General features: G+C 64.0%; 15 protein-coding genes. 6 read left to right on the top strand and 9 right to left on the bottom strand.

Going from position 1 to position 17,791, the window contains the following annotated elements; all coding sequences use genetic code 11:
• The first annotated feature begins 24 nt into the window (after positions 1-24).
• From GW587_RS13935 to acnA, 3 genes are all read left to right on the top strand, one after another.
• Positions 25-1,029 carry an HpcH/HpaI aldolase/citrate lyase family protein gene (locus GW587_RS13935; protein WP_166103903.1) on the top strand — a complete coding sequence of 335 codons (1,005 nt, stop codon included), beginning with the start codon at positions 25-27 and terminating at the stop codon, positions 1,027-1,029.
• Entirely contained in the window at positions 1,029-1,547 is a 519-nt protein-coding gene (locus GW587_RS13930) for a lysozyme inhibitor (protein WP_166103900.1), read from the top strand. Before GW587_RS13935 ends, GW587_RS13930 begins: the two co-directional genes overlap by 1 nt.
• 95 nt (positions 1,548-1,642) lie before the next feature.
• The gene (gene acnA / locus GW587_RS13925; protein ID WP_166103897.1) at positions 1,643-4,351 is read left to right on the top strand and encodes an aconitate hydratase AcnA; all 2,709 of its coding nucleotides are present in this window, start codon (positions 1,643-1,645) and stop codon (positions 4,349-4,351) included.
• Between the two features lie 53 nt (positions 4,352-4,404).
• Here acnA and GW587_RS13920 read toward each other — a convergent pair whose 3' ends face one another.
• Complete coding sequence (locus tag GW587_RS13920; RefSeq protein WP_166103895.1) at positions 4,405-6,219, bottom strand: M61 family metallopeptidase; 1,815 nt, start codon at positions 6,217-6,219, stop codon at positions 4,405-4,407.
• A 105-nt stretch (positions 6,220-6,324) separates the two neighbouring features.
• Between GW587_RS13920 and GW587_RS13915 the strand changes: the two genes are divergently transcribed.
• Together GW587_RS13915 and GW587_RS13910 are read left to right on the top strand one after the other, a co-directional pair.
• Positions 6,325-7,200, top strand: a complete 876-nt coding sequence (locus tag GW587_RS13915) for a LysR family transcriptional regulator (protein WP_166103892.1) — start codon at positions 6,325-6,327, stop codon at positions 7,198-7,200.
• 103 nt (positions 7,201-7,303) lie between these two features.
• The gene (locus GW587_RS13910; protein ID WP_166103889.1) at positions 7,304-8,575 is read left to right on the top strand and encodes a DUF2863 family protein; all 1,272 of its coding nucleotides are present in this window, start codon (positions 7,304-7,306) and stop codon (positions 8,573-8,575) included.
• Positions 8,576-8,603: 28 nt separating this feature from the next.
• Here GW587_RS13910 and GW587_RS13905 read toward each other — a convergent pair whose 3' ends face one another.
• Genes GW587_RS13905 through scpC form a run of 4 tightly spaced genes read right to left on the bottom strand, consistent with a single transcriptional unit; the run spans position 8,604 to position 12,041 of the window.
• Positions 8,604-8,891 carry a hypothetical protein gene (locus GW587_RS13905; RefSeq protein ID WP_166103886.1) on the bottom strand — a complete coding sequence of 96 codons (288 nt, stop codon included), beginning with the start codon at positions 8,889-8,891 and terminating at the stop codon, positions 8,604-8,606.
• A gap of 28 nt (positions 8,892-8,919) precedes the next feature.
• Positions 8,920-9,384: a CYTH domain-containing protein gene (locus GW587_RS13900; RefSeq protein WP_166103884.1), complete on the bottom strand. Its 465-nt coding sequence runs from the start codon at positions 9,382-9,384 to the stop codon at positions 8,920-8,922.
• Between the two features lie 2 nt (positions 9,385-9,386).
• The gene (locus GW587_RS13895; RefSeq protein ID WP_166103882.1) at positions 9,387-10,514 is read right to left on the bottom strand and encodes a M14 family metallopeptidase; all 1,128 of its coding nucleotides are present in this window, start codon (positions 10,512-10,514) and stop codon (positions 9,387-9,389) included.
• Between the two features lie 33 nt (positions 10,515-10,547).
• A complete protein-coding gene (scpC, locus tag GW587_RS13890) occupies positions 10,548-12,041 on the bottom strand; it encodes a succinyl-CoA:acetate CoA-transferase ScpC (protein ID WP_166103879.1) in 1,494 nt (497 codons plus the stop codon).
• Between the two features lie 87 nt (positions 12,042-12,128).
• Here scpC and GW587_RS13885 point away from each other — a divergent pair, with 87 nt between their 5' ends.
• Positions 12,129-13,049, top strand: coding sequence for a LysR substrate-binding domain-containing protein (locus tag GW587_RS13885; RefSeq protein ID WP_166103877.1), 921 nt, complete (start codon positions 12,129-12,131; stop codon positions 13,047-13,049).
• Here the strand turns inward: GW587_RS13885 and GW587_RS13880 are convergent.
• The 4 genes from GW587_RS13880 to GW587_RS13865 all read right to left on the bottom strand — a co-directional run bounded on the left by GW587_RS13880 (position 13,009) and on the right by GW587_RS13865 (position 17,789).
• Complete coding sequence (locus GW587_RS13880) at positions 13,009-14,079, bottom strand: patatin-like phospholipase family protein (RefSeq protein WP_166104850.1); 1,071 nt, start codon at positions 14,077-14,079, stop codon at positions 13,009-13,011. The two genes, GW587_RS13885 and GW587_RS13880, sit on opposite strands and share 41 nt — an antisense overlap.
• A 138-nt stretch (positions 14,080-14,217) precedes the next feature.
• Positions 14,218-16,263, bottom strand: a complete 2,046-nt coding sequence (locus GW587_RS13875; protein ID WP_166103874.1) for a T6SS phospholipase effector Tle1-like catalytic domain-containing protein — start codon at positions 16,261-16,263, stop codon at positions 14,218-14,220.
• A complete protein-coding gene (locus GW587_RS13870; RefSeq protein WP_166103872.1) occupies positions 16,260-16,910 on the bottom strand; it encodes a DUF3304 domain-containing protein in 651 nt (216 codons plus the stop codon). The genes GW587_RS13875 and GW587_RS13870 overlap by 4 nt, the downstream gene beginning before the upstream one ends.
• 30 nt (positions 16,911-16,940) lie before the next feature.
• A complete protein-coding gene (locus GW587_RS13865) occupies positions 16,941-17,789 on the bottom strand; it encodes a DUF4123 domain-containing protein (protein WP_166103868.1) in 849 nt (282 codons plus the stop codon).
• Positions 17,790-17,791 lie beyond the last annotated feature (2 nt).

Genomic DNA, 17,791 nt, shown 5'->3' with positions numbered 1-17,791 from the left:
GTTTCTCCCCCCGACCACTCACGCATGCATCCATCCGAGGTTTTATTCCAGGGTAATCGCCAGCCACTGCTGTTGCCGGCTTGCGACCACTACGCCGGCTCCGAAAAGCTGATGCGGAAATCGATCGCCCTGCAACAAGAACTTGGCCCGCTGTTCGACATCACCCTCGATTGCGAAGACGGCGCCAGCGCCGGCAACGAGCAGGCGCACGCGCGCCTGGTCGCGTCGCTGGTCGACTCCGACGACAACAAGTTCAACCGCATCGGCGCCCGCGTGCACGATATCGACAGCCCGTTCTTCGCGCAGGACGTCGAGATCATCTGCGCCGCCGCCAAGCGCCTGGCCTACATCGTGCTGCCCAAGGTGCACGGCGCGGCCGAGGTGGCGCGCGCCATCGCGCTGATCGAAAGCCATGCCGCCAAGGCCGGCCGCGCCGACCTGCCGGTGCACGTGCTGATCGAAACCCACGGCGCGCTGCGCGAAGCCTACGCCATCGCCGCGCTGCCGCAGGTGCAGTGCCTGTCGTTCGGCATCATGGATTTCGTCTCGGCCCACTACGGCGCCATTCCCGGCGCGGCGATGCGCACCCCGGGCCAGTTCACCCATCCGCTGGTGGTGCGCGCCAAGCTGGAGATCGCGGCCGCCTGCCACGCCCACGGCAAGGTGCCGTCGCATAACGTCACCACCGAAATCAAGGATACGGCGGTCGCCGCCAACGATGCCCAGCGCGCCGCCGCCGAATTCGGCTACACGCGCATGTGGAGCATCCATCCGAACCAGATCAAGCCGATCATCAAGACCTTCACGCCGCGCCTGTCCGAGGTCAGCGAAGCCGCCGCCATCCTGCACGAGGCGGCCGCCGTTCAATGGGGCCCGATCGCCCAGAACGGCCGCTTGCACGACCGCGCCAGCTACCGATATTATTGGACCGTTCTACAGCGCGCCAAACTGGCCGGGCTGAGCTTGCCCGAATCCGTGGCTCCGCTGTTCAACGCCAGCTCCACCGAATTGCCACAGGAAACAAACTGATGTCCATCTCCAAATTATTCATGGCCTGCAGCCTGGCGTTCGCCACGCTGACCGTGGCCACCGCCGCCCAGGCGCAAACCGATACCCCGGCCAAGAAAACCGTCAAGAAGGCCGCCGCCAAACCGAAAGCCAAGGCCGTGGTCGCGCCGCCGGTCGAACCGAAGGCGCCCGACGAGGAAGCCGACGAACCGGTCGTCACCGACACCAGCGTGGTCGAATTCGACTGCGAACTGGGCAACAAGATCACCATCTACCAGAACGACAACGACGAGTCGCACATCGCCCTGCGCTGGAAGAAGCGGCTGCACCGCCTGACCCGGGTCGGCACCACCACCGGCGCCAAGCGCTTCGAGAACAAATTGTACGGCCTGATCTGGATCGGCATCCCGGCCAAGGGCATGCTGCTCGACTCCAAGCTGAACCGCCAGCTGGCCAACGAATGCCGCAACGCCGAGCAGCTCAAACCGGTCGCCACCAAAGAGAACGAGCCGTCCAGCGCCAAGATCAGCATTCAGTAACAGTTTTCACAGTTCCAAAACTGGCGTGCCGCCATGGGCGCTTATGCATCACGGTTTCATTTCAATAATAGACGATACCCACTGAAGGAGAGGTCATGTCCCGCAACACTCTGAACACGCTTAAGGATTTCAACATTTCGGGCAAGAAGGCGAAGTTCTACTCGCTGCCTGCACTGGAAAAGAGCCTGGGCGCCAACATCTCCCGCCTGCCGGTATCGATCCGCGTTGTGCTGGAATCCGTCCTGCGTAACTGCGACGGCAAGAAAGTCACCGAAGAACACGTCAAGCAAGTGGCCAACTGGTCGCCGACCGGCGAGCGCACCGACGAGATCCCGTTCGTGGTCGCCCGCGTGGTGCTGCAGGACTTCACCGGCGTGCCGCTGCTGGCCGACCTGGCCGCGATGCGCAACGTCGCCTACAAGATGGGCATCAACGCCAAGAAAATCGAACCGCTGGTGCCGGTCGACCTGGTGGTCGACCACTCGGTCACCATCGACCACTTCCGCGAGCCGAAGGCGCTGGACCTGAACATGAAGCTGGAATTCTCGCGCAACAACGAGCGCTACCAGTTCATGAAATGGGGCATGCAAGCCTTCGACACCTTCGGCGTCGTGCCTCCGGGCTTCGGCATCGTCCACCAGGTCAACCTGGAATACCTGGCGCGCGGCGTGCACAAGAACGCCGAAGGCGTGTACTACCCTGATTCGCTGGTCGGCACCGACTCGCACACCACCATGATCAACGGCATCGGCGTGGTCGGCTGGGGCGTGGGCGGCATCGAGGCGGAAGCCGGCATGCTGGGCCAGCCGGTCTACTTCCTGACCCCGGACGTGATCGGCGTCAACCTGACCGGCGTGCTGCGCGAAGGCTGCACCGCGACCGATCTGGTGCTGACCATCACCGAACTGCTGCGCAAAGAGAAAGTCGTCGGCAAGTTCGTCGAGTTCTTCGGCGAAGGCACCGAGACGCTGTCGGTCACCGACCGCGCCACCATCGCCAACATGGCGCCTGAATACGGCGCGACCATGGGCTTCTTCCCGGTCGACGACGCGACCATCGAATACTTCGAAGGCACCGGCCGCACCAAGGCGGAAATCGACGCCTTCGCCGCCTACTTCAAGGCGCAGGGCATGTACGGCGTTTCGAAAGCCGGCGAGATCGACTACACCCGCGTGGTGGAACTGAACCTGACCTCGGTCACGCCTTCGCTGGCCGGTCCTAAGCGTCCACAGGACCGTATCGAAATCGGCAACGTGAAAAACAACTTCACCGAACTGTTCTCGAAACCGACCACCGAAAACGGCTTCAACAAAAAGCCGGAAGACCTGAACCAGACCTACACCACCACCAACGGCGTGCACGTCAAGAACGGCGACGTGCTGATCGCCGCGATCACCTCGTGCACCAACACCTCGAACCCGAGCGTGCTGCTGGCCGCCGGCCTGCTGGCCAAGAAGGCCGTTGAAGCCGGCCTGACCGTGGCGCCGCACATCAAGTCGTCGCTGGCGCCTGGCTCGCGCGTGGTCACCGAGTACCTGACCGCCGCCGGCCTGCTGCCGTACCTGGAGCAACTGGGCTTCGGCGTCACCGCCTACGGCTGCACCACCTGCATCGGCAACGCCGGCGACCTGACCCCGGAACTGAACGCCTCGATCGTCAGCAACGACATCGTCGCCTCGGCCGTGCTGTCCGGTAACCGCAACTTCGAAGCGCGGATCCACCCGAACATCCGTTCCAACTTCCTGGCCTCGCCACCGCTGGTCGTGGCCTACGCCATCGCCGGCAACATGACGGTCGACCTGATGACGCAACCGGTCGGCAAGGGCACCAACGGCAAGGACGTGTACCTGGGCGACATCTGGCCGACCTCGCAAGAGATCGCCAAGCTGATGAAGTTCGCGATGAACTCGAAAGTGTTCAAGACCAACTACGCCGACGTCAAGGGCAACCCGGGCAAGCTGTGGGAAAACGTGTCGTCGACCGAAGGCCAGGTGTACAACTGGCCGGCGTCGACCTACATCGCCGAGCCGCCGTTCTTCGACGGCTTCGAGATGACCCCGAAAGCGGTCGCCACCGGCATCACCGGCGCGCGCGCGCTGGGCGTGTTCGGCGATTCGATCACCACCGACCACATCTCCCCTGCCGGTTCGATCAAGGAAGACGGTCCAGCGGGCAAATGGCTGCTGGCCAACGGCGTGCTGAAGGCGGACTTCAACTCCTACGGCTCGCGTCGCGGCAACCATGAAATCATGATGCGCGGCACCTTCGCCAACGTGCGCATCAAGAACCGCATGATCCCGGCCAAGGCCGACGGTTCCGCGGTCGAAGGCGGCATCACGATTCACCAGCCGTCGGGCGAACAGCTGTCGATCTACGACGCGGCGATGAAGTACGTCGCCGAAGGCACGCCGACCATGGTGTTCGGCGGCGAAGAGTACGGCACCGGCTCGTCGCGCGACTGGGCGGCCAAGGGTACCCAACTGCTCGGCGTGAAGGCTGTGATCGTGCGTTCGTTCGAACGTATCCACCGCTCCAACCTGGTCGGCATGGGCGTGCTGCCGCTGCAATTCATCGGCAACGACAGCGTCGAATCGCTGGGCATCACCGGCAAGGAAACCTACGACCTGAAGGGCCTGGAAGGCGAGATCAAGCCGCAGCAATTGGCCACCCTGGTGATCCACCGCGCCGACGGCAGCAGCCAGGACGTCAAAGTCCTGCTGCGCATCGACACCCCGATCGAAGTCGACTACTACAAGCACGGCGGTATTCTGCCATTCGTGCTGCGTCAACTGCTGGCCGCTTAATACCTTAAGCACCATCGTAGAGCCCTGCGCGCTTCGGCCCGCAGGGCTTTTTTTTATCGCGTGCGCGGCTGGATGATGGCGGCGAGCAGGTCCGGCGTGCCGGGGATGCGCTCCAGCGCCGGGAAGCGTTCGCCGCCGTGGTAGTCCAGCAGCAGCGGGCCGGGGCGGCCAGACACCGTGAGCGCGATCGGTTTGGCGTCGGATGCGGCCTCGCGGATCGCCTGGCGCAGCAGCGCGGTCGAATACGGCCGGCCGTTGACCGCGTCCAGCTTCATGCCCGGCGCCAGGCCGGCTTGGCGCGCCGGACCGTCTTCCAGCACGTCGGCGACGATGCCGCCGGCGCCGACCTCCATCGCGACCGAATACAGCAGGCCGGAGGCGCCGCTGTGCAGCGCCAGCGCGTTCGGCGTGTCGCGGTAGACCAGCCGGTAGCCGCCGCCGCTCAAGCCGCCCAGCGGCGCGTCGGGGCCGAGCGCGTGCAGCCGGGCGTTCAGGAAGCCGGCCCAGTCGTGGGGCTGCACCGCGTTCAGCGCCGCCACCAGGTCGGCGAATTGATATGGCAGCACCTTGGGCGGCGTGTCGCCGCCGGCGCCGTGAAACAGCGCGACGAAGTCGTCCAGCGACTTCCGGCCGCCGCTGCGCTGGCGGATGGTGATGTCGACGTCCAGCCAGACCAGCCCGCCCTCGCCGTAGAAATCGAAGCCGTCGCGGCGCAAACTGCCGTAGGCGCCGCCGCCCTGCTCCCACAAGGTCATCGCCATGCTGGCCGTGTCCTGCAGGTCGCGCCAGGCGCGGCCCGGGCGGTGGCTGTAGCGGGCCGCCGTCTCGGCCAGCGCGCCGAGGTAGTGTTCCGGGGTCCAGATGCCGGCGCGCGCGGTCAGCACGCCGCCCAGGTAATCGGTCAAGCCTTCGTAGACCCACAGCCCGCCGGTGTCGATCGGCGCCTGGAAGTTGGGCGTGGCGACTCCGGCCGGGCGCCGGTACTTGCCGTTCCAGCTGTGGACGAAATCGTGCGGCAGGAAGCCGCCGTAGGCGATGCGCATCGTCGGATCGACCATGAAGCGCCCCGGCCGCCGGTTGTCCAGCGACTGGTGATGATCGACCGCGGCGCCGCTCACCTGGTCCGACAGGGTCATCAGGAAGCGGAAGTCGCCGTAGTGGCGGCTGCGGAACAGATGGCCGGATTGCGCGACCAGGGCGGCCAGCTGCGCGACCTGCGCGTCGCCGACCAGCAACTGCTCCGGACTGTCGGCCACCATGTCGAGGTAGTGGCGCGGCGCGATGGCGATCTCGCGGAAATGCCGTCCGGCGATCAGCGGCGAGTCGACCAGCTGTTCCAGCGAAACGGTCTTGAAGGAAGCGCCCTCGGCTTGCAGCGAGGTGACGTGGCGCCAGCCGTCCGGCAGCGTCACGCTGGGCGTGACCATGATGTCGCCGACCCGGGTTTGCGCGCCGGCGTAGGGATACAGCAGCATGGTGTTCCAGCTCAGCGCGGCCAGCTCGTCGCCGGCGGCGCCGCCACGGCTGCCGCCGCTGTCGCTGGTGATGAAATCGGAGCGCACGCGCAGCGCGCTGACGCCTGGCGGCACCGTCAGGTGATACAGATAGGGATCGAGCGGGTCGCGGGTCCAGCGTATGCTTTGCTCGGCGCCGCCGTGACTGCTGATGAACAGGCCGGCCTGGTTGGCGATCGGGCCCGGCGCGTGCTCGCTCGGCAGCCATTTCGGATAGGCCAGCGTCAGCGGTCCGGCCTGGACCGGGATGATTTCGGTCGCGTGGTACAGCTTGCGAGGGGCGTCGCGCAAATCGACCGACAGCGTGATCGGCGCTAGCACGGCGGCCAGCGCCAGGGAGAGAAACGATGTCATGCGATCCTGCTTTCCGGAATGAGGGTACGGCCAGCTTAGGCGCGCCGGACGGCGTCGCATAGCGAATAGGTATAATGCCTACCATTAACAACGCTAATACCCGCCATGCCGCGAAACCTCGATATCGGATTGCTGCGCACCCTGATCCAGGTGGCCGACTGCGGCAGCATGACCGCCGCCGCCGGCCGCCTGCACATGACCCAGGGCGCCATCAGCCAACGCATCAAGCGGCTGGAACAGCTGTTCGGCGGCCCGCTGCTGGAGCGCAACCAGCGCGGCGCGGGACTGACCGGCGCCGGCGAGCGGCTGCTGGCCAAGGCGCGCAAGCTGGTGGCGCTGAACGACGACATCCTGTCCGCGCTGCCGGCGCCGGTGCCGGCAGCTGCGGCCCGGCCCGCCGTGCGGCTGGGCGTTCCGCACGACCTGATCGGCACCCACCTGCCGCCGCTGCTGCACGACTATGCGCGCCGCCATCCGCATGTCGACGTGACGCTGGTGCCGGGATCGTCGCACGAGTTGCGCCAAGCCTACGACGGCGGCAAGGTCGACCTGGCCCTGATCGAGCAACCGGCGGCCGATGACGGCGGCGAACGCCTGTCGCTGGAGCAACCGGTGTGGGTCGGCGCGGCCGGCGGGCAAGCCTGGGCGCGGCGGCCGTTGCCGGTGTGCCTGGTCTCGGCCACCTGCGTGTTCCGCCAGCCGGTGGACCTGGCGCTGGACGGCGCCGGCATCGCCGCGCGCTCGGTGACCGACTACGCCGGCATGGAGGCCACCGCCACCACCGTGCAGGCCGATTTGGCCGTCAGCGCCTGGCTGGCCTCGACCGTGCCGTCCACCTTCGACATCCTCGGCCCGGCGTCCGGCCTGCCGGCGCTGCCGCCGTTCGCCATCGCGCTGCACGCCGCGCCGGAGGCCGCGCCGGCGGTGCTGGCGATGGCCGACTGCATCCGCGACATGTACGCGCGGCGGCTGAAAAACTGAAGTTCGCGGTCCCTTTGCCGAATCAACTACAATACGGCTGATAAGGGTTATGATCTGCATGACTGATCCGTTTTTTTCACTTTTATGAGACTCTTATTTAGCTATGCGTCGTCCATCTAAAGATTCATCCCATAAATTGTCTGCCGAGAGCCAGCGCCTCGTCACCTACGCCCAGGCAGTCGGGCAGGCGGCCAGCCGTATCGAAGAGCGGGCCTGGGAACACAGCCTCGATGCGCAGCTCCAGAAACTCCTCAAAACCGGGCACCAGGACACCATCGACGCCACCCTCAACGCGCTGTTCAAGGAAGACTTGACCGCCTATGACGTGTTGATGGATGGCGTGGAAGCGGTCAGCGAATCGAGCAGCATCAGCATCGATACCGCCGACGGCGTCGCCAGGCAGTACGACGTGCTGCTGGTGGCCGCGCCGATCCTGGCCTGGACCCGCTTCGCGATCGCCTCCGGCGCCATCCCGGCCGACATCCTGCAAACGCTGTCGGCGCACTTCGCCGCGCACCTGCTGGCCGACGGCACGCAGATGGCGATGTCGCCGACGCTGTTCTCGATCGACCAGCTGCCGCGCAGCCACGTCGAGACCTACGGCAAGGTGCACAAGCTGGCGCAGGCCGCCATCAAAGGCACGGTGCTGAAGGCCGACACCAAGGTGCCTGAGACCGCGCCGTTCCTGGCCGACACCCGCTACCTGCTGGTGGCGGTGGTGACGCCGGCCGGCGGGCCGCTGTTCCGCTGGCAGATGCCGGCCAACCAGGCGCAGTTCGCCAACGAGCGCGCCACCGCGCTGGAGCAATGGCGCGCGCAGGTGACGCCGACCGTCAACCGTCTGCTGCCGGGCTGCGGCGTCGAGCTGCTGCTGCCGGAAGCCTATTACATGGCCTGCCGCGAGGCGGACAAGCTGATTCGTCCGGTGTCGATCCGCGCCGCCGTGCATTACCTGACGCATACGCTGGCGATCGAGCCGTCGGAGCTGCGCGCGGTGATCGCCGGCTTCGGCGAGGAAAACGCCGACGGCCAGATCGACGAGTACCGGGTCGCGTTCACCCAGCGTTCGTCGTCGGATGTGATCTACGGCGTGGTGTGGCCGCTGTACGGGCAGGAGGATGAGGAAGGCACGCCGCCGGAAGGTCCGCTGCAGGGCGGTCCGGGTGGAGTGGTGCAGAAGCCGGTCACGCCGGTGGAAGAGATCACCAACTACCTGAACGAGGCCGGCGTCACGCAGATCAAGAAGCATGCGGAGCGCTATGTGAACGAGTTCTGCGACGACTGCGGCGCGCCGCTGTTCGCCGACCCGGTGGGCGAACTGGCCCACGCCGAAATGCCCGAGGATGCGCCGACCGGCACCGAGCACTTCCACTAAAACAAAAGCCCTCGGAGACGAGGGCTTTTTATTTTTGCGGCGCCTGCTGCGGCTGCGGCAGGTAGATGATGATCGGTTGCTGCGGTTGAGGCGGCGCCTGTGCGACCACCGGCCGCTCGTCAGGCTTCTTGTTGGCCGCAAAGTAGAGGCCGCCAAAGCCGATAAACATGCCGACCATGGACGCCACCATCCAGCGGTAGCCCTCGGCCGACATTTTGTGCATTTCCGCACGCAAAACCTCGATATCGGCCTTCGTCGCTAACGTCGGCACGATAGTATCGATGTGCGCCTTGAGCGCTGCAACCTCGCTGTCCATCCCTACAGAATAGACCAGATCCGGCGGCCTACCAAGCCGAATACGGGTGCTTTATCAGGCTGGAATTGAGGTAGCGCAGATCGTCGGTGACTTCGTCGCCGATCCAGTCCGGCTTGTCGAATGGCTGGTCTTCGGATTGCAATTCGATCTCGGCCACGACCAGCCCGGCGTTCGCGCCGAGGAACTCATCGACCTCCCAGACGTTGCCGGCGAACGCAATCTTGCGCCGGTACTTCTCGATCAGCGGCTGCTCGCACAGACCATCCAGCAGCTCGGCCGCATCGGCCATCGGAATCGGATACTCCCACTCGCCGCGCACCGCGCCGACGTTGCGGCCCTTGATCGTCATCACCGCGCGATCGCCCTCGATGCGCACCCGCACCACGCGGTCCTTGTGCGACGACAGATAGCCCTGGCGGAAAAACACCGGCTCGCCGAGCGTCATCCAGTCGTCGCCGCGCAGCAGGAACTTACGCTCGATCTCGACGCCCACGATCAGTAATCGTCCAGCGACAGCAGGATCGGCTGCAGGATGGACGCGCCCAGCGCCGCGCTGCGCGCGCCGTTCCAGCCGACGTGCGGATCCGGCAGATCGGCGTTGTCCTTGAACGGCATCTCCAGCGTCAGCGCCAGGCAGCCGAAGTGATGGCCGACGTACTTCGACGCCAGCGTCAGCATGTCTTCCTTGTATTTGCTGGCGGCGTAGCCGACCTTGTCCTGGAAGTCCGGCGTCGCGTTCTTGTAGCGGTCGATGAAGGCCTGCTGCTTGGCGCGGCGCTCGTCGCTGAAGTTCTCCAGCATCTCGTTGCCGGCCACGAAGTTGTACGGCAGCGCCTCGTCGCCGTGGATGTCGAAGAACATGTCGATGCCGGTTTCGTGCATCTTCTGCTTCACATACAGCACTTCCGGGCTGCGCTCGACCGACGGCGTCATCCACTCGCGGTTCAGGTTGGCGCCGGCCGCGTTGGTGCGCAGGTTGCCGCGCACCGAGCCGTCCGGATTCATGTTCGGCACGATGTAGAACACGCAGCGCTGCAGCAGCTTGCGCGAGATCGCGTTGGCGTCGTCGAGCAGCGTATCGATCAGGCCCTCGACGAACCACTCGGCCATCGACTCGCCCGGATGCTGGCGCGCGATGAACCAGATTTTCTTTTCCGCTTCCGGCTTGCCGATGACGACCAGGTTCATGTCGCGGCCGTCGACCGTGCTGCCCAGGTCATGCACGCGCGCCAGCGGATGCTCGCCCACCTCGCCCAGCAGGCGCAGATGGCGCTCGAACGAATACGGCTCGAAGTAGGCGTAGTAGATGCTGTCGGTATCCGGCGTGTGCTTGATGGTCATCACCTGGCCGTCGAACGTGGTCGGCACGCGGAACCAGTTCTCGCCGTCGTAGCTGGCCACCGCCTGATAGTTCTCGTAGCCGCGCGCGTAGGTGGCCTGGCCGGCGTTCAAGAAGCGCATCTGCGTCTGCTGGCCGCGCGCGCCCTGCAAGCGGAAATGGAACCACTGATGAATGTCGGCGTGCGAATCCTTGCGCAGGTTCAGTTCAATCGTGGCCGCGCTGTCGGCGCGCAGCACCTCGATGGCGCCGGAGTCGAAGTTCTGGCTGATTTTGATGGTCATGTTGATCCAATATTAAGTGAATACCGATGGCCATCATTTTACCAGCATGCTCCCTTCCCGTTTGTAGCGCACGTGCCAGGACAAGGCCTGCTCCAGCACGTGCGGGGTCTGGCCGCCGCCCAGCAGCGCTTCCGCCAGGTAGGCGCGCAATTGCGGCCGGTAGTCCGGATGGGCGCAGTGCTCGATGATCAGCGGCGCCCGTTCGCGCGGCGCCAGGCCGCGCAGGTCGGCCAGGCCCCATTCGGTCACCAGCACGTCGACATCGTGCTCGGTGTGGTCGACGTGGGCGGCGAACGGCACCACGCTGGAGATCGCGCCATCCTTGGCCACCGATTTGCTGACGAAGATCGACAGTTGCCCGTTGCGCGCGAAGTCCCCCGAACCGCCGATGCCGTTCATCATCTGCGTGCCGCCGACGTGGGTCGAGTTGACGTTGCCGTAGATGTCGAACTCCAGCGCCGTGTTCAGCGCGATGATGCCGAGCCGGCGCACGATCTCCGGATGGTTGCTGATCTCCTGCGGCCGCAGCACGATGCGGTCGCGGTACTTGTCGATATCACGGATGAATTTCTCGTGCATCGCCGCCGACAGCGTGATCGACGACGCCGACGCCATCGCCAGCTGACCCGATTCCAGCAGCTCGATGGCGCTGTCCTGCAGCACTTCGGAATACATGGTCATGTCGCGAAACGGCGAGTCCTTCAGACCATGCAGCACCGCGTTGGCGATGGTGCCGATGCCCGCCTGCAGCGGCAGCAGTTCCTTGCCCATGCGGCCTGCCTTCACCTCGCCTTTCAGGAAGGCCACCACGTGGCGCGCGATGGCGTCGGTCTCCTGGTCCGGCGGCAGCGCGTTGGACGGGCTGTCCGGACTGTCGGTGATGACGATGGCGGCGATGCGTTCCGGGTCCACCGGGATCGAGGTCCAGCCGATGCGCTGCCATGGCGTCAGCAGCGGAATGGCGCCCCGATGCGGGCGCACGCCGGGGATGTAGATATCGTGCAGGCCTTCCAGCGCCAGCGGCGCGCTCAGATTGAGCTCGATGATCACGAATTTTGCCTGCTGCACGAAGCTGGCCGAGTTCCCGACCGACATCGACGGGATGATGCCGCCGTCCGGCGTGATCGCCACCGCCTCGATGACGGCGATGTCGACCGGCTTCAGGTCGCCGGAGCGCAGTTGTTCGGCGGTCTCGGACAGATGCTGGTCGATGAACATCACCTCGCCGGAATTGATCTTGCGGCGCAGCGCGGCGTCGGACTGGAACGGCAGGCGGCGCGCGACCACGCCGGCGTTGGCCATCAGGCCGTCGCTGTCGTTGCCGAGCGAGGCGCCGGTCAGCAAGGTCAGATGCAGCGGCGCCTGGCGCGCGCGTTCCACCAGCGCCAGCGGCAGCGCCTTGGCGTCGCCGGCGCGGGTGAAGCCGCTCATGCCGACGCTCATGCCGTCCTTGAACAGCTTCGCGGCCTGCGCAGCGCTCATGATTTTTTCCATCAGCGCGGGGCGCCGGATCCGGTCTTCATACATGGTGTTCTCCTCATTCTTTGGATCCAGTATAGAATTGGGAAACAGTCGTGTTATGACTTAAATTCTCACTTTCCAGTCGTTTTATTCATGGACCTGCGCTCGCTCCGCTACTTCGTCGAAACCGTCCGCCTGAACAGCTTCACGCAGGCGGCGGAGTCGCTGCACGTCACGCAATCGACCATCAGCAAGATGGTGCGGCAGCTGGAGGAGGAAGTCGGCGCGCAACTGCTGCTGCGCGAAGGCCGCAAGCTGACGCTGACCGACACCGGCGCCGTGGTCTACGCGCGCGGCGTCGAGATGCTGGCCACCATGCGCCAGTTGGCGGTCGAAGTCCACGACACGCAAACGGTGGAGCGCGGCCGGCTCACGGTCGGCATCCCGCCGATGATCAACCTGCTGTTCACGCCGGTGCTGAAGGCCTTCCGCCAGCGCCATCCCAACATCGCGCTGACCCTGCAGGAGGACGCCGGCCAGGCGATCGAACGCCAGGTGGCGCTGGGCGAGCTGGAAATCGGCATGACGGTGCTGCCGGCCGATCCGCTGCTTGGGCTGCAAACGGCGCCCATCGCCAGCTACCCGATATGGGCGGTCGCGGCCAGCGGCACCTTCCAGAAGCACCGCACCACGCTCAGGCTGAAGGCGCTGGCCGGCACGCCGCTGGTGCTGCTGAAGGACGATTTCGCCATGACGCGCAGCCTGCGCACGGCCTTCGACGACGCCGGCTTCGAACCGCTGATCGCCGCGCAGAGCGGGCAATGGGATTGGCTGGTGGCGATGGCGTCGGCCGGCATGGGCGTGGCGCTGCTGCCCGAGCCGTTCATCCACCGGCTGGCGATCGGCCAGCTGGACGCGGTGCGGCTGGTGGAACCGGCGCTGCACTGGCAACCGGCGCACGTGTGGCGCGGCAGCTACCTGTCGCACGCGGCGCGGGCGTGGCTGGAGGTGTGCGAAGAAATCCTGGGCGCGGCTAGCGTCCCGGAAGTTCGTGGATCGCGATCCCCTCGATAGGATCGATCTCCTGGTCCCACGGCCGCAGCGCGATGAAGCGGCTGGCGTCGTCGTAGCCGGCCTGCCAGCGGGCGCGGATGCCGGCCGGGCTGAAGTCGATGTCCTTGGTGTGGTCCTCGTTGCCGATGCGCGGCGACTTCAGCGACACCACATGCATATTGGTGCCGCAGCCCCACGCGGTCAGCTCGCGCACCTCGGGCGACATCGCGATCTCCTCCGGCAGCTGCAAGGTCAATTGGCGGATCACGTGACGCAGCCGATGCAGCTTGCGCTGCTGCTCGATGTTGCCGGCGCGGCTGGCGTACTGGATCTCCTTGTACTTGTCCAACACCCCCATCATGCTTTGCGGCTCGCTGCCGTCCGGGTTCCACACCTGTACCGAGAAGATCACCGAACTGCGGCGCGGCTCGTCGTCCAGCACCGCCTCGATCGGCGTGTTGGAATAGATGCCGCCGTCCCAGTAAGGCTCGCCGTCGATGCGCACGGCGGGAAAGGCCGGCGGCAGCGCGCCGGACGCCATCACATGCTCCGCCGCCAGCGGCTCCTTGCGGTTGTCGAAATAGCGCATGGCGCCGGTGCGCGCGTTGACCGCGCCGACCATCAGGCGGGTGTGGCGCTGGTTGACGTAATCGAAATCGACCAGCGCGTTGAGCGTGGCGCGCAAAGGCGTGGTCTGATAGTAGGACGCGTGCTCGACGCCGACCCGGCCATCGAGATTCCACCACGCCGCCGGATTCGGTTCGAAGAAAGCGGGAATGCCGCGGCCGACGGTCACCGCGTTGGCGAAGGCGCGCGGCAGCGACGGGAAGCCCAGCGCGTTCTGCTCCATGCGGTGCCAGAACTGGCGCAGCCGCTCCAGCCGGTAGCGCGGCTCGTTGCCGGCGATGATGGCGCCGTTGATGGCGCCGATCGAGGTGCCGATCACCCAGTCCGGCTCGATGCCGGCTTCGTGCATGGCCTGGTAGACGCCCAGCTGGTAGGCGCCCAAGGCGCCGCCGCCCTGCAATACCAGGACCACCTGGCCAGGCATGGTCGGCGAAGTCGGACTAGGATTCACTCATATCTCCACGATGCGCTGCAACAGGCAGATTGTAGTGCAGTTCGTTGCTACTCGCTGTCGCGACCGTCACATATCAAGCACCCGGCAATGACTGCGACAACTTTGCCGCTAGGCGCTATGGGCCGCTGCTTGAGCGTTTGACGCGCTCGCCGCAACTTGGCGCACACCGGCCGGTGGGCTGATTTCCGCATACACAGCGCCTTTCGGTTTGAAGCCATTGCTGCCCAGGTAGACTTTTCGATACCGCAGGAAGCCACCATGCAAAAAACTGCCCTCCCGGCCTTCAGAGACGAAGCCGGCGGCGGTACACGCGTCGGCAGTGTTGCGATGCGGCCGATACCTCGTGACCTTCTCGTACTCGGCCTTGGTCAGCGGCGCCGGCTTGGGGCCTACCGGCTTTTTTTCCCATTCAATCAGCTGTTCCTCGCGCGCGGCGAGCTTTTCCATCTCGGCCAGCAAATCCACCGAGTCCGTTCCGAAGGGCTTGAACCAGGCGCGCGAATCGTGCACATAATTGTCGAACAAGTCCGTGATCGCGGCAGGAGGTGGCGGCTGATCCCAGTAAGACTCGATGGTCGACCACTCGGGATAGCTGAACGGTGTCTGATTCTTGTCATCCGAGGTCATGTTACGTTTCCAGGCACGCCACTCCTCGAACAGTTTCATCTCATGGGCCAATTCCTTATCGGCCGCGAGGATGTCTTCGCGATCACAACTGTCACTATCGATCACACTTTGCAGCGCCTTCATATTGCCGATCATTTTTTTGCGCCACTGGATGTAAAGTTGATGCTGCTTGGCCATGATCTCGTGCAGCGGCGTTGGCCGCTTCGCTGCAGTAGTATCGGCGCACGCGGAAACGAAGGCATTGAACGTCTCAATCAGTTTGGGGCTGATGCGGAAGGCACGCTTGACCTGCTCCGGCGCCTCTTCCAGCTTCACCGGAACGCCGGCCAGCCGCGCCGCTCGGTACATCATCGACAAGGAAATCCGCGACAGCATGTCCTCTCCCTGTGCGTCTTTGCCGCGTCCCTGCTCCATCGGCAAATAACCGCCGCCGACGTCGGAATGCACGCCTGGCATGACGATCTCCGTGCAGCCTGCTGGCATATTGTTTTCGTCCATGATCGAGTCGAGCGGGAATGAGCGGCGGATCTCATGCGCAGAGACCAGGTGCAGGCACTTGGTGGGCGGGACTTCAGGTATCTTCAGCGAGTGGTCGGCGTCGGCCCAGCCGTAGTGGCCATGCGCGCCCAGCAGCGGCGCGGACGAGGCGAGACCCACAGAGGCCACCGTATCGAACAGCCCCATGAAATCGAACGTGACCGGGATCGATCCCAAGGTAGGCGCCGGCCGATTCGTCAGCGTGGCGTCCAGCCTGCATAGCCACAGAAACCAATTGGCGAATACGCGCGCCTCCGCCGCGCCGCGCGAGAAACCGAAAATCGAATAGTAGATCCGTTCGGCCACGCCCTTGTCCTTCTTCTTGCCTTCGCCGACCGGCAGGAATACGCTGAGCTTGGCATGAAGTTCACGCAATGTCTTGACGAAGGCGACCGTCAACTTTTCCAACTCGTCGCTACCGAAATTAAACCAGCCACCTTTGGTCGCCTTAAAACTGGGCAACACAAGTCCGTTGTACTCCTTCAGGAATGCGGCCTCGCCGACAAGAGCCGAGTCAAGATAGTATTCGTGCACGTGATTGATCGCGTCAACCAAGGCCCAGATGATTCTGTTCTGACCGCGCTTGGCGAAGGCCAAGCCATCTTTTTTCATATCTCCCTCTCCGCTGTCGCCTACGGCGCCAAACTTAGTTCCAACTCCGGGGACATAGGTACGAAAGTAATGAGGGTAAACTGACTTGGCGCTTGGCCACTTTAGCTCGCCGTCTGTCCCTGGAAAAGCCAGGTAGAGACCGGCGACATTGCTTTGATTATGCGTAGGGAAATCCCGCTCAAGATTATTGTTCGTCCCGTCAAAAAAGAACCCGAACGCCAGGTTCACCGAACATTTCGGCGGCATGACGCCGATTTCGGTGCATTCACGAACCCTGGCGATTTCGTCCAATAGCGACAACTCATCATCACTGAAAAAATCCTGAACCGATGCAGGATCCGTGTTGGAAGAGAGGGGCGAGACAAGCGCGACAGTCATGGCTGTTGCTCCTCAAGCAGACGTATTTTTTGCTTGGTATTTTCTATTGCCGACTTCAGCCGATCTAGTTCCTCTTTTGTTCGGCTACCGGTATCTGCGGCCAACCCCTTTTCCATTTTCTCCAATATCGCCTTCTGTGTATGCAACCGGTCGCTTTTCAGCTTCGCTGCGTACCCTTCCGATTGGACTGGTCGTCCTTTTACCCGGCCAGGCCACTCCGGCCGCGTGGGGCCGAAGTTCGACACCACGGCTTCCGCGCGTCCATCCTCGTGCATGGCGAGCCAGAGGTCGCCGGCGATGCCCTGCGCATAAGGCGGAACATCGACCAGTTGTTCATGCCAAATCGTATCGGGATAGACTGTGTATTTCACGATCACTTGCAACCCTGGGCGCCATTCGGCGGGGATGCCGAAACAGCAAATTGTTCCACCGCTGCTATAGGGATTAAGCACGTCGCCGCCACCTCCATTGTCTTTATTCGTTGGATCGACCACCATCAGCACGACCTCTTTACCAGAGTAATTGATGGAGCGAACTGCAGCGCTTAACTCCTTTGGCTTGCCGACACCAACCGGCGCACAAGATGCCAATAACGACGTCAATCCGGTGCATAGAAAGACAAAACGAAGCGTATTTTTCAGATTCATAATTTTGGGATTGATTATGTGATTTTAGTGCTATGCCAGCAAAGCACGTATCTCATCCAGCGTGCGCGGGCCGGCGCCCGATTCCAGTAGCGCCAGATAGCGCGCATCCGTTGCCAGTTCGGGCCGCTCCAAGCCGACCGCGCACAAAGCAAACCGGTCCTGATTTCCGTCGATCTGCGCCCGATCCGCCAACTGCAACCATTGTCGGATCATCGTATGCGACTCGGCAGGCGTGTAGGCCACCAGAGGCTTACTGATATGTTGCCCGAATTGAAAAGCAATGCTGTCCGCTTCGGACGAAGCCATCAGGGCCGATATCTGATGCGCCGACAACTCGACTTTCTCGGCAGGAGGCAGTGCATTCTCCGACTTCACTGACAGCCTCTGCCATTCAGCATCCCGGCCAGGGTAACTCCACAGCGAGGCTGGGCCGAATAACTGGCCGCGCTGTTGCGGCGTCAAGGCGTTCACCAGCGCCGGCAATATGCGCGTGTCGGCGAAGGACAGTGCCAGCGTGTAGCCGTCCGCATCGACCACGCACCACGGAATCAGCCTCGCCGCCATTTGCTCTATCGGCTCCGGCGATATGATGATGCTGAGCGCCGGCAGGCCGTTGGTCAGTTCGATCAGCGCATCCCATTGATTGCGATGCTCATCGCTGTACTGCACCAGTATCGGCGCGAGGCCCAGCGTTTCCTCATCGGCGGAAGGGGCCGTGGAATACAACGACTCATAGTGGAAGCAACCCGCCTTCTTCAATTGTTGGTAGAACAGTTCATTGTGCACGCCGTCCACCAAAGCGTATATGGCCCCCCGCGCATCGGCCAGGCTGGCATGCAAGGTCTCTTTCCAGTCGGCGGGGTGACGATCGATCAGCATAT

Origin of the sequence: Duganella aceris (genome assembly GCF_011090165.1) — a bacterium.
Lineage (GTDB): Bacteria > Pseudomonadota > Gammaproteobacteria > Burkholderiales > Burkholderiaceae_D > Rugamonas > Rugamonas aceris.
Note: the sequence above shows the minus strand (reverse complement) of the source record. Positions and strands in the feature narration are given on the sequence as shown.

Bases quoted from the DNA above. Each gene is read 5' to 3' on its own strand.
- GW587_RS13935 (WP_166103903.1), top strand. From the start codon at position 25: ATGCATCCATCCGAGGTTTTATTCCAGGGTAATCGCCAGCCACTGCTG.
- GW587_RS13930 (WP_166103900.1), top strand. From the start codon at position 1,029: ATGTCCATCTCCAAATTATTCATGGCCTGCAGCCTGGCGTTCGCCACG.
- acnA (WP_166103897.1), top strand. From the start codon at position 1,643: ATGTCCCGCAACACTCTGAACACGCTTAAGGATTTCAACATTTCGGGC.
- GW587_RS13920 (WP_166103895.1), bottom strand. From the start codon at position 6,219: ATGACATCGTTTCTCTCCCTGGCGCTGGCCGCCGTGCTAGCGCCGATC.
- GW587_RS13915 (WP_166103892.1), top strand. From the start codon at position 6,325: ATGCCGCGAAACCTCGATATCGGATTGCTGCGCACCCTGATCCAGGTG.
- GW587_RS13910 (WP_166103889.1), top strand. From the start codon at position 7,304: ATGCGTCGTCCATCTAAAGATTCATCCCATAAATTGTCTGCCGAGAGC.
- GW587_RS13905 (WP_166103886.1), bottom strand. From the start codon at position 8,891: ATGGACAGCGAGGTTGCAGCGCTCAAGGCGCACATCGATACTATCGTG.
- GW587_RS13895 (WP_166103882.1), bottom strand. From the start codon at position 10,514: ATGACCATCAAAATCAGCCAGAACTTCGACTCCGGCGCCATCGAGGTG.
- scpC (WP_166103879.1), bottom strand. From the start codon at position 12,041: ATGTATGAAGACCGGATCCGGCGCCCCGCGCTGATGGAAAAAATCATG.
- GW587_RS13885 (WP_166103877.1), top strand. From the start codon at position 12,129: ATGGACCTGCGCTCGCTCCGCTACTTCGTCGAAACCGTCCGCCTGAAC.
- GW587_RS13880 (WP_166104850.1), bottom strand. From the start codon at position 14,079: ATGCCTGGCCAGGTGGTCCTGGTATTGCAGGGCGGCGGCGCCTTGGGC.
- GW587_RS13875 (WP_166103874.1), bottom strand. From the start codon at position 16,263: ATGACTGTCGCGCTTGTCTCGCCCCTCTCTTCCAACACGGATCCTGCA.
- GW587_RS13870 (WP_166103872.1), bottom strand. From the start codon at position 16,910: ATGAATCTGAAAAATACGCTTCGTTTTGTCTTTCTATGCACCGGATTG.
- GW587_RS13865 (WP_166103868.1), bottom strand. From the start codon at position 17,789: ATGCTGATCGATCGTCACCCCGCCGACTGGAAAGAGACCTTGCATGCC.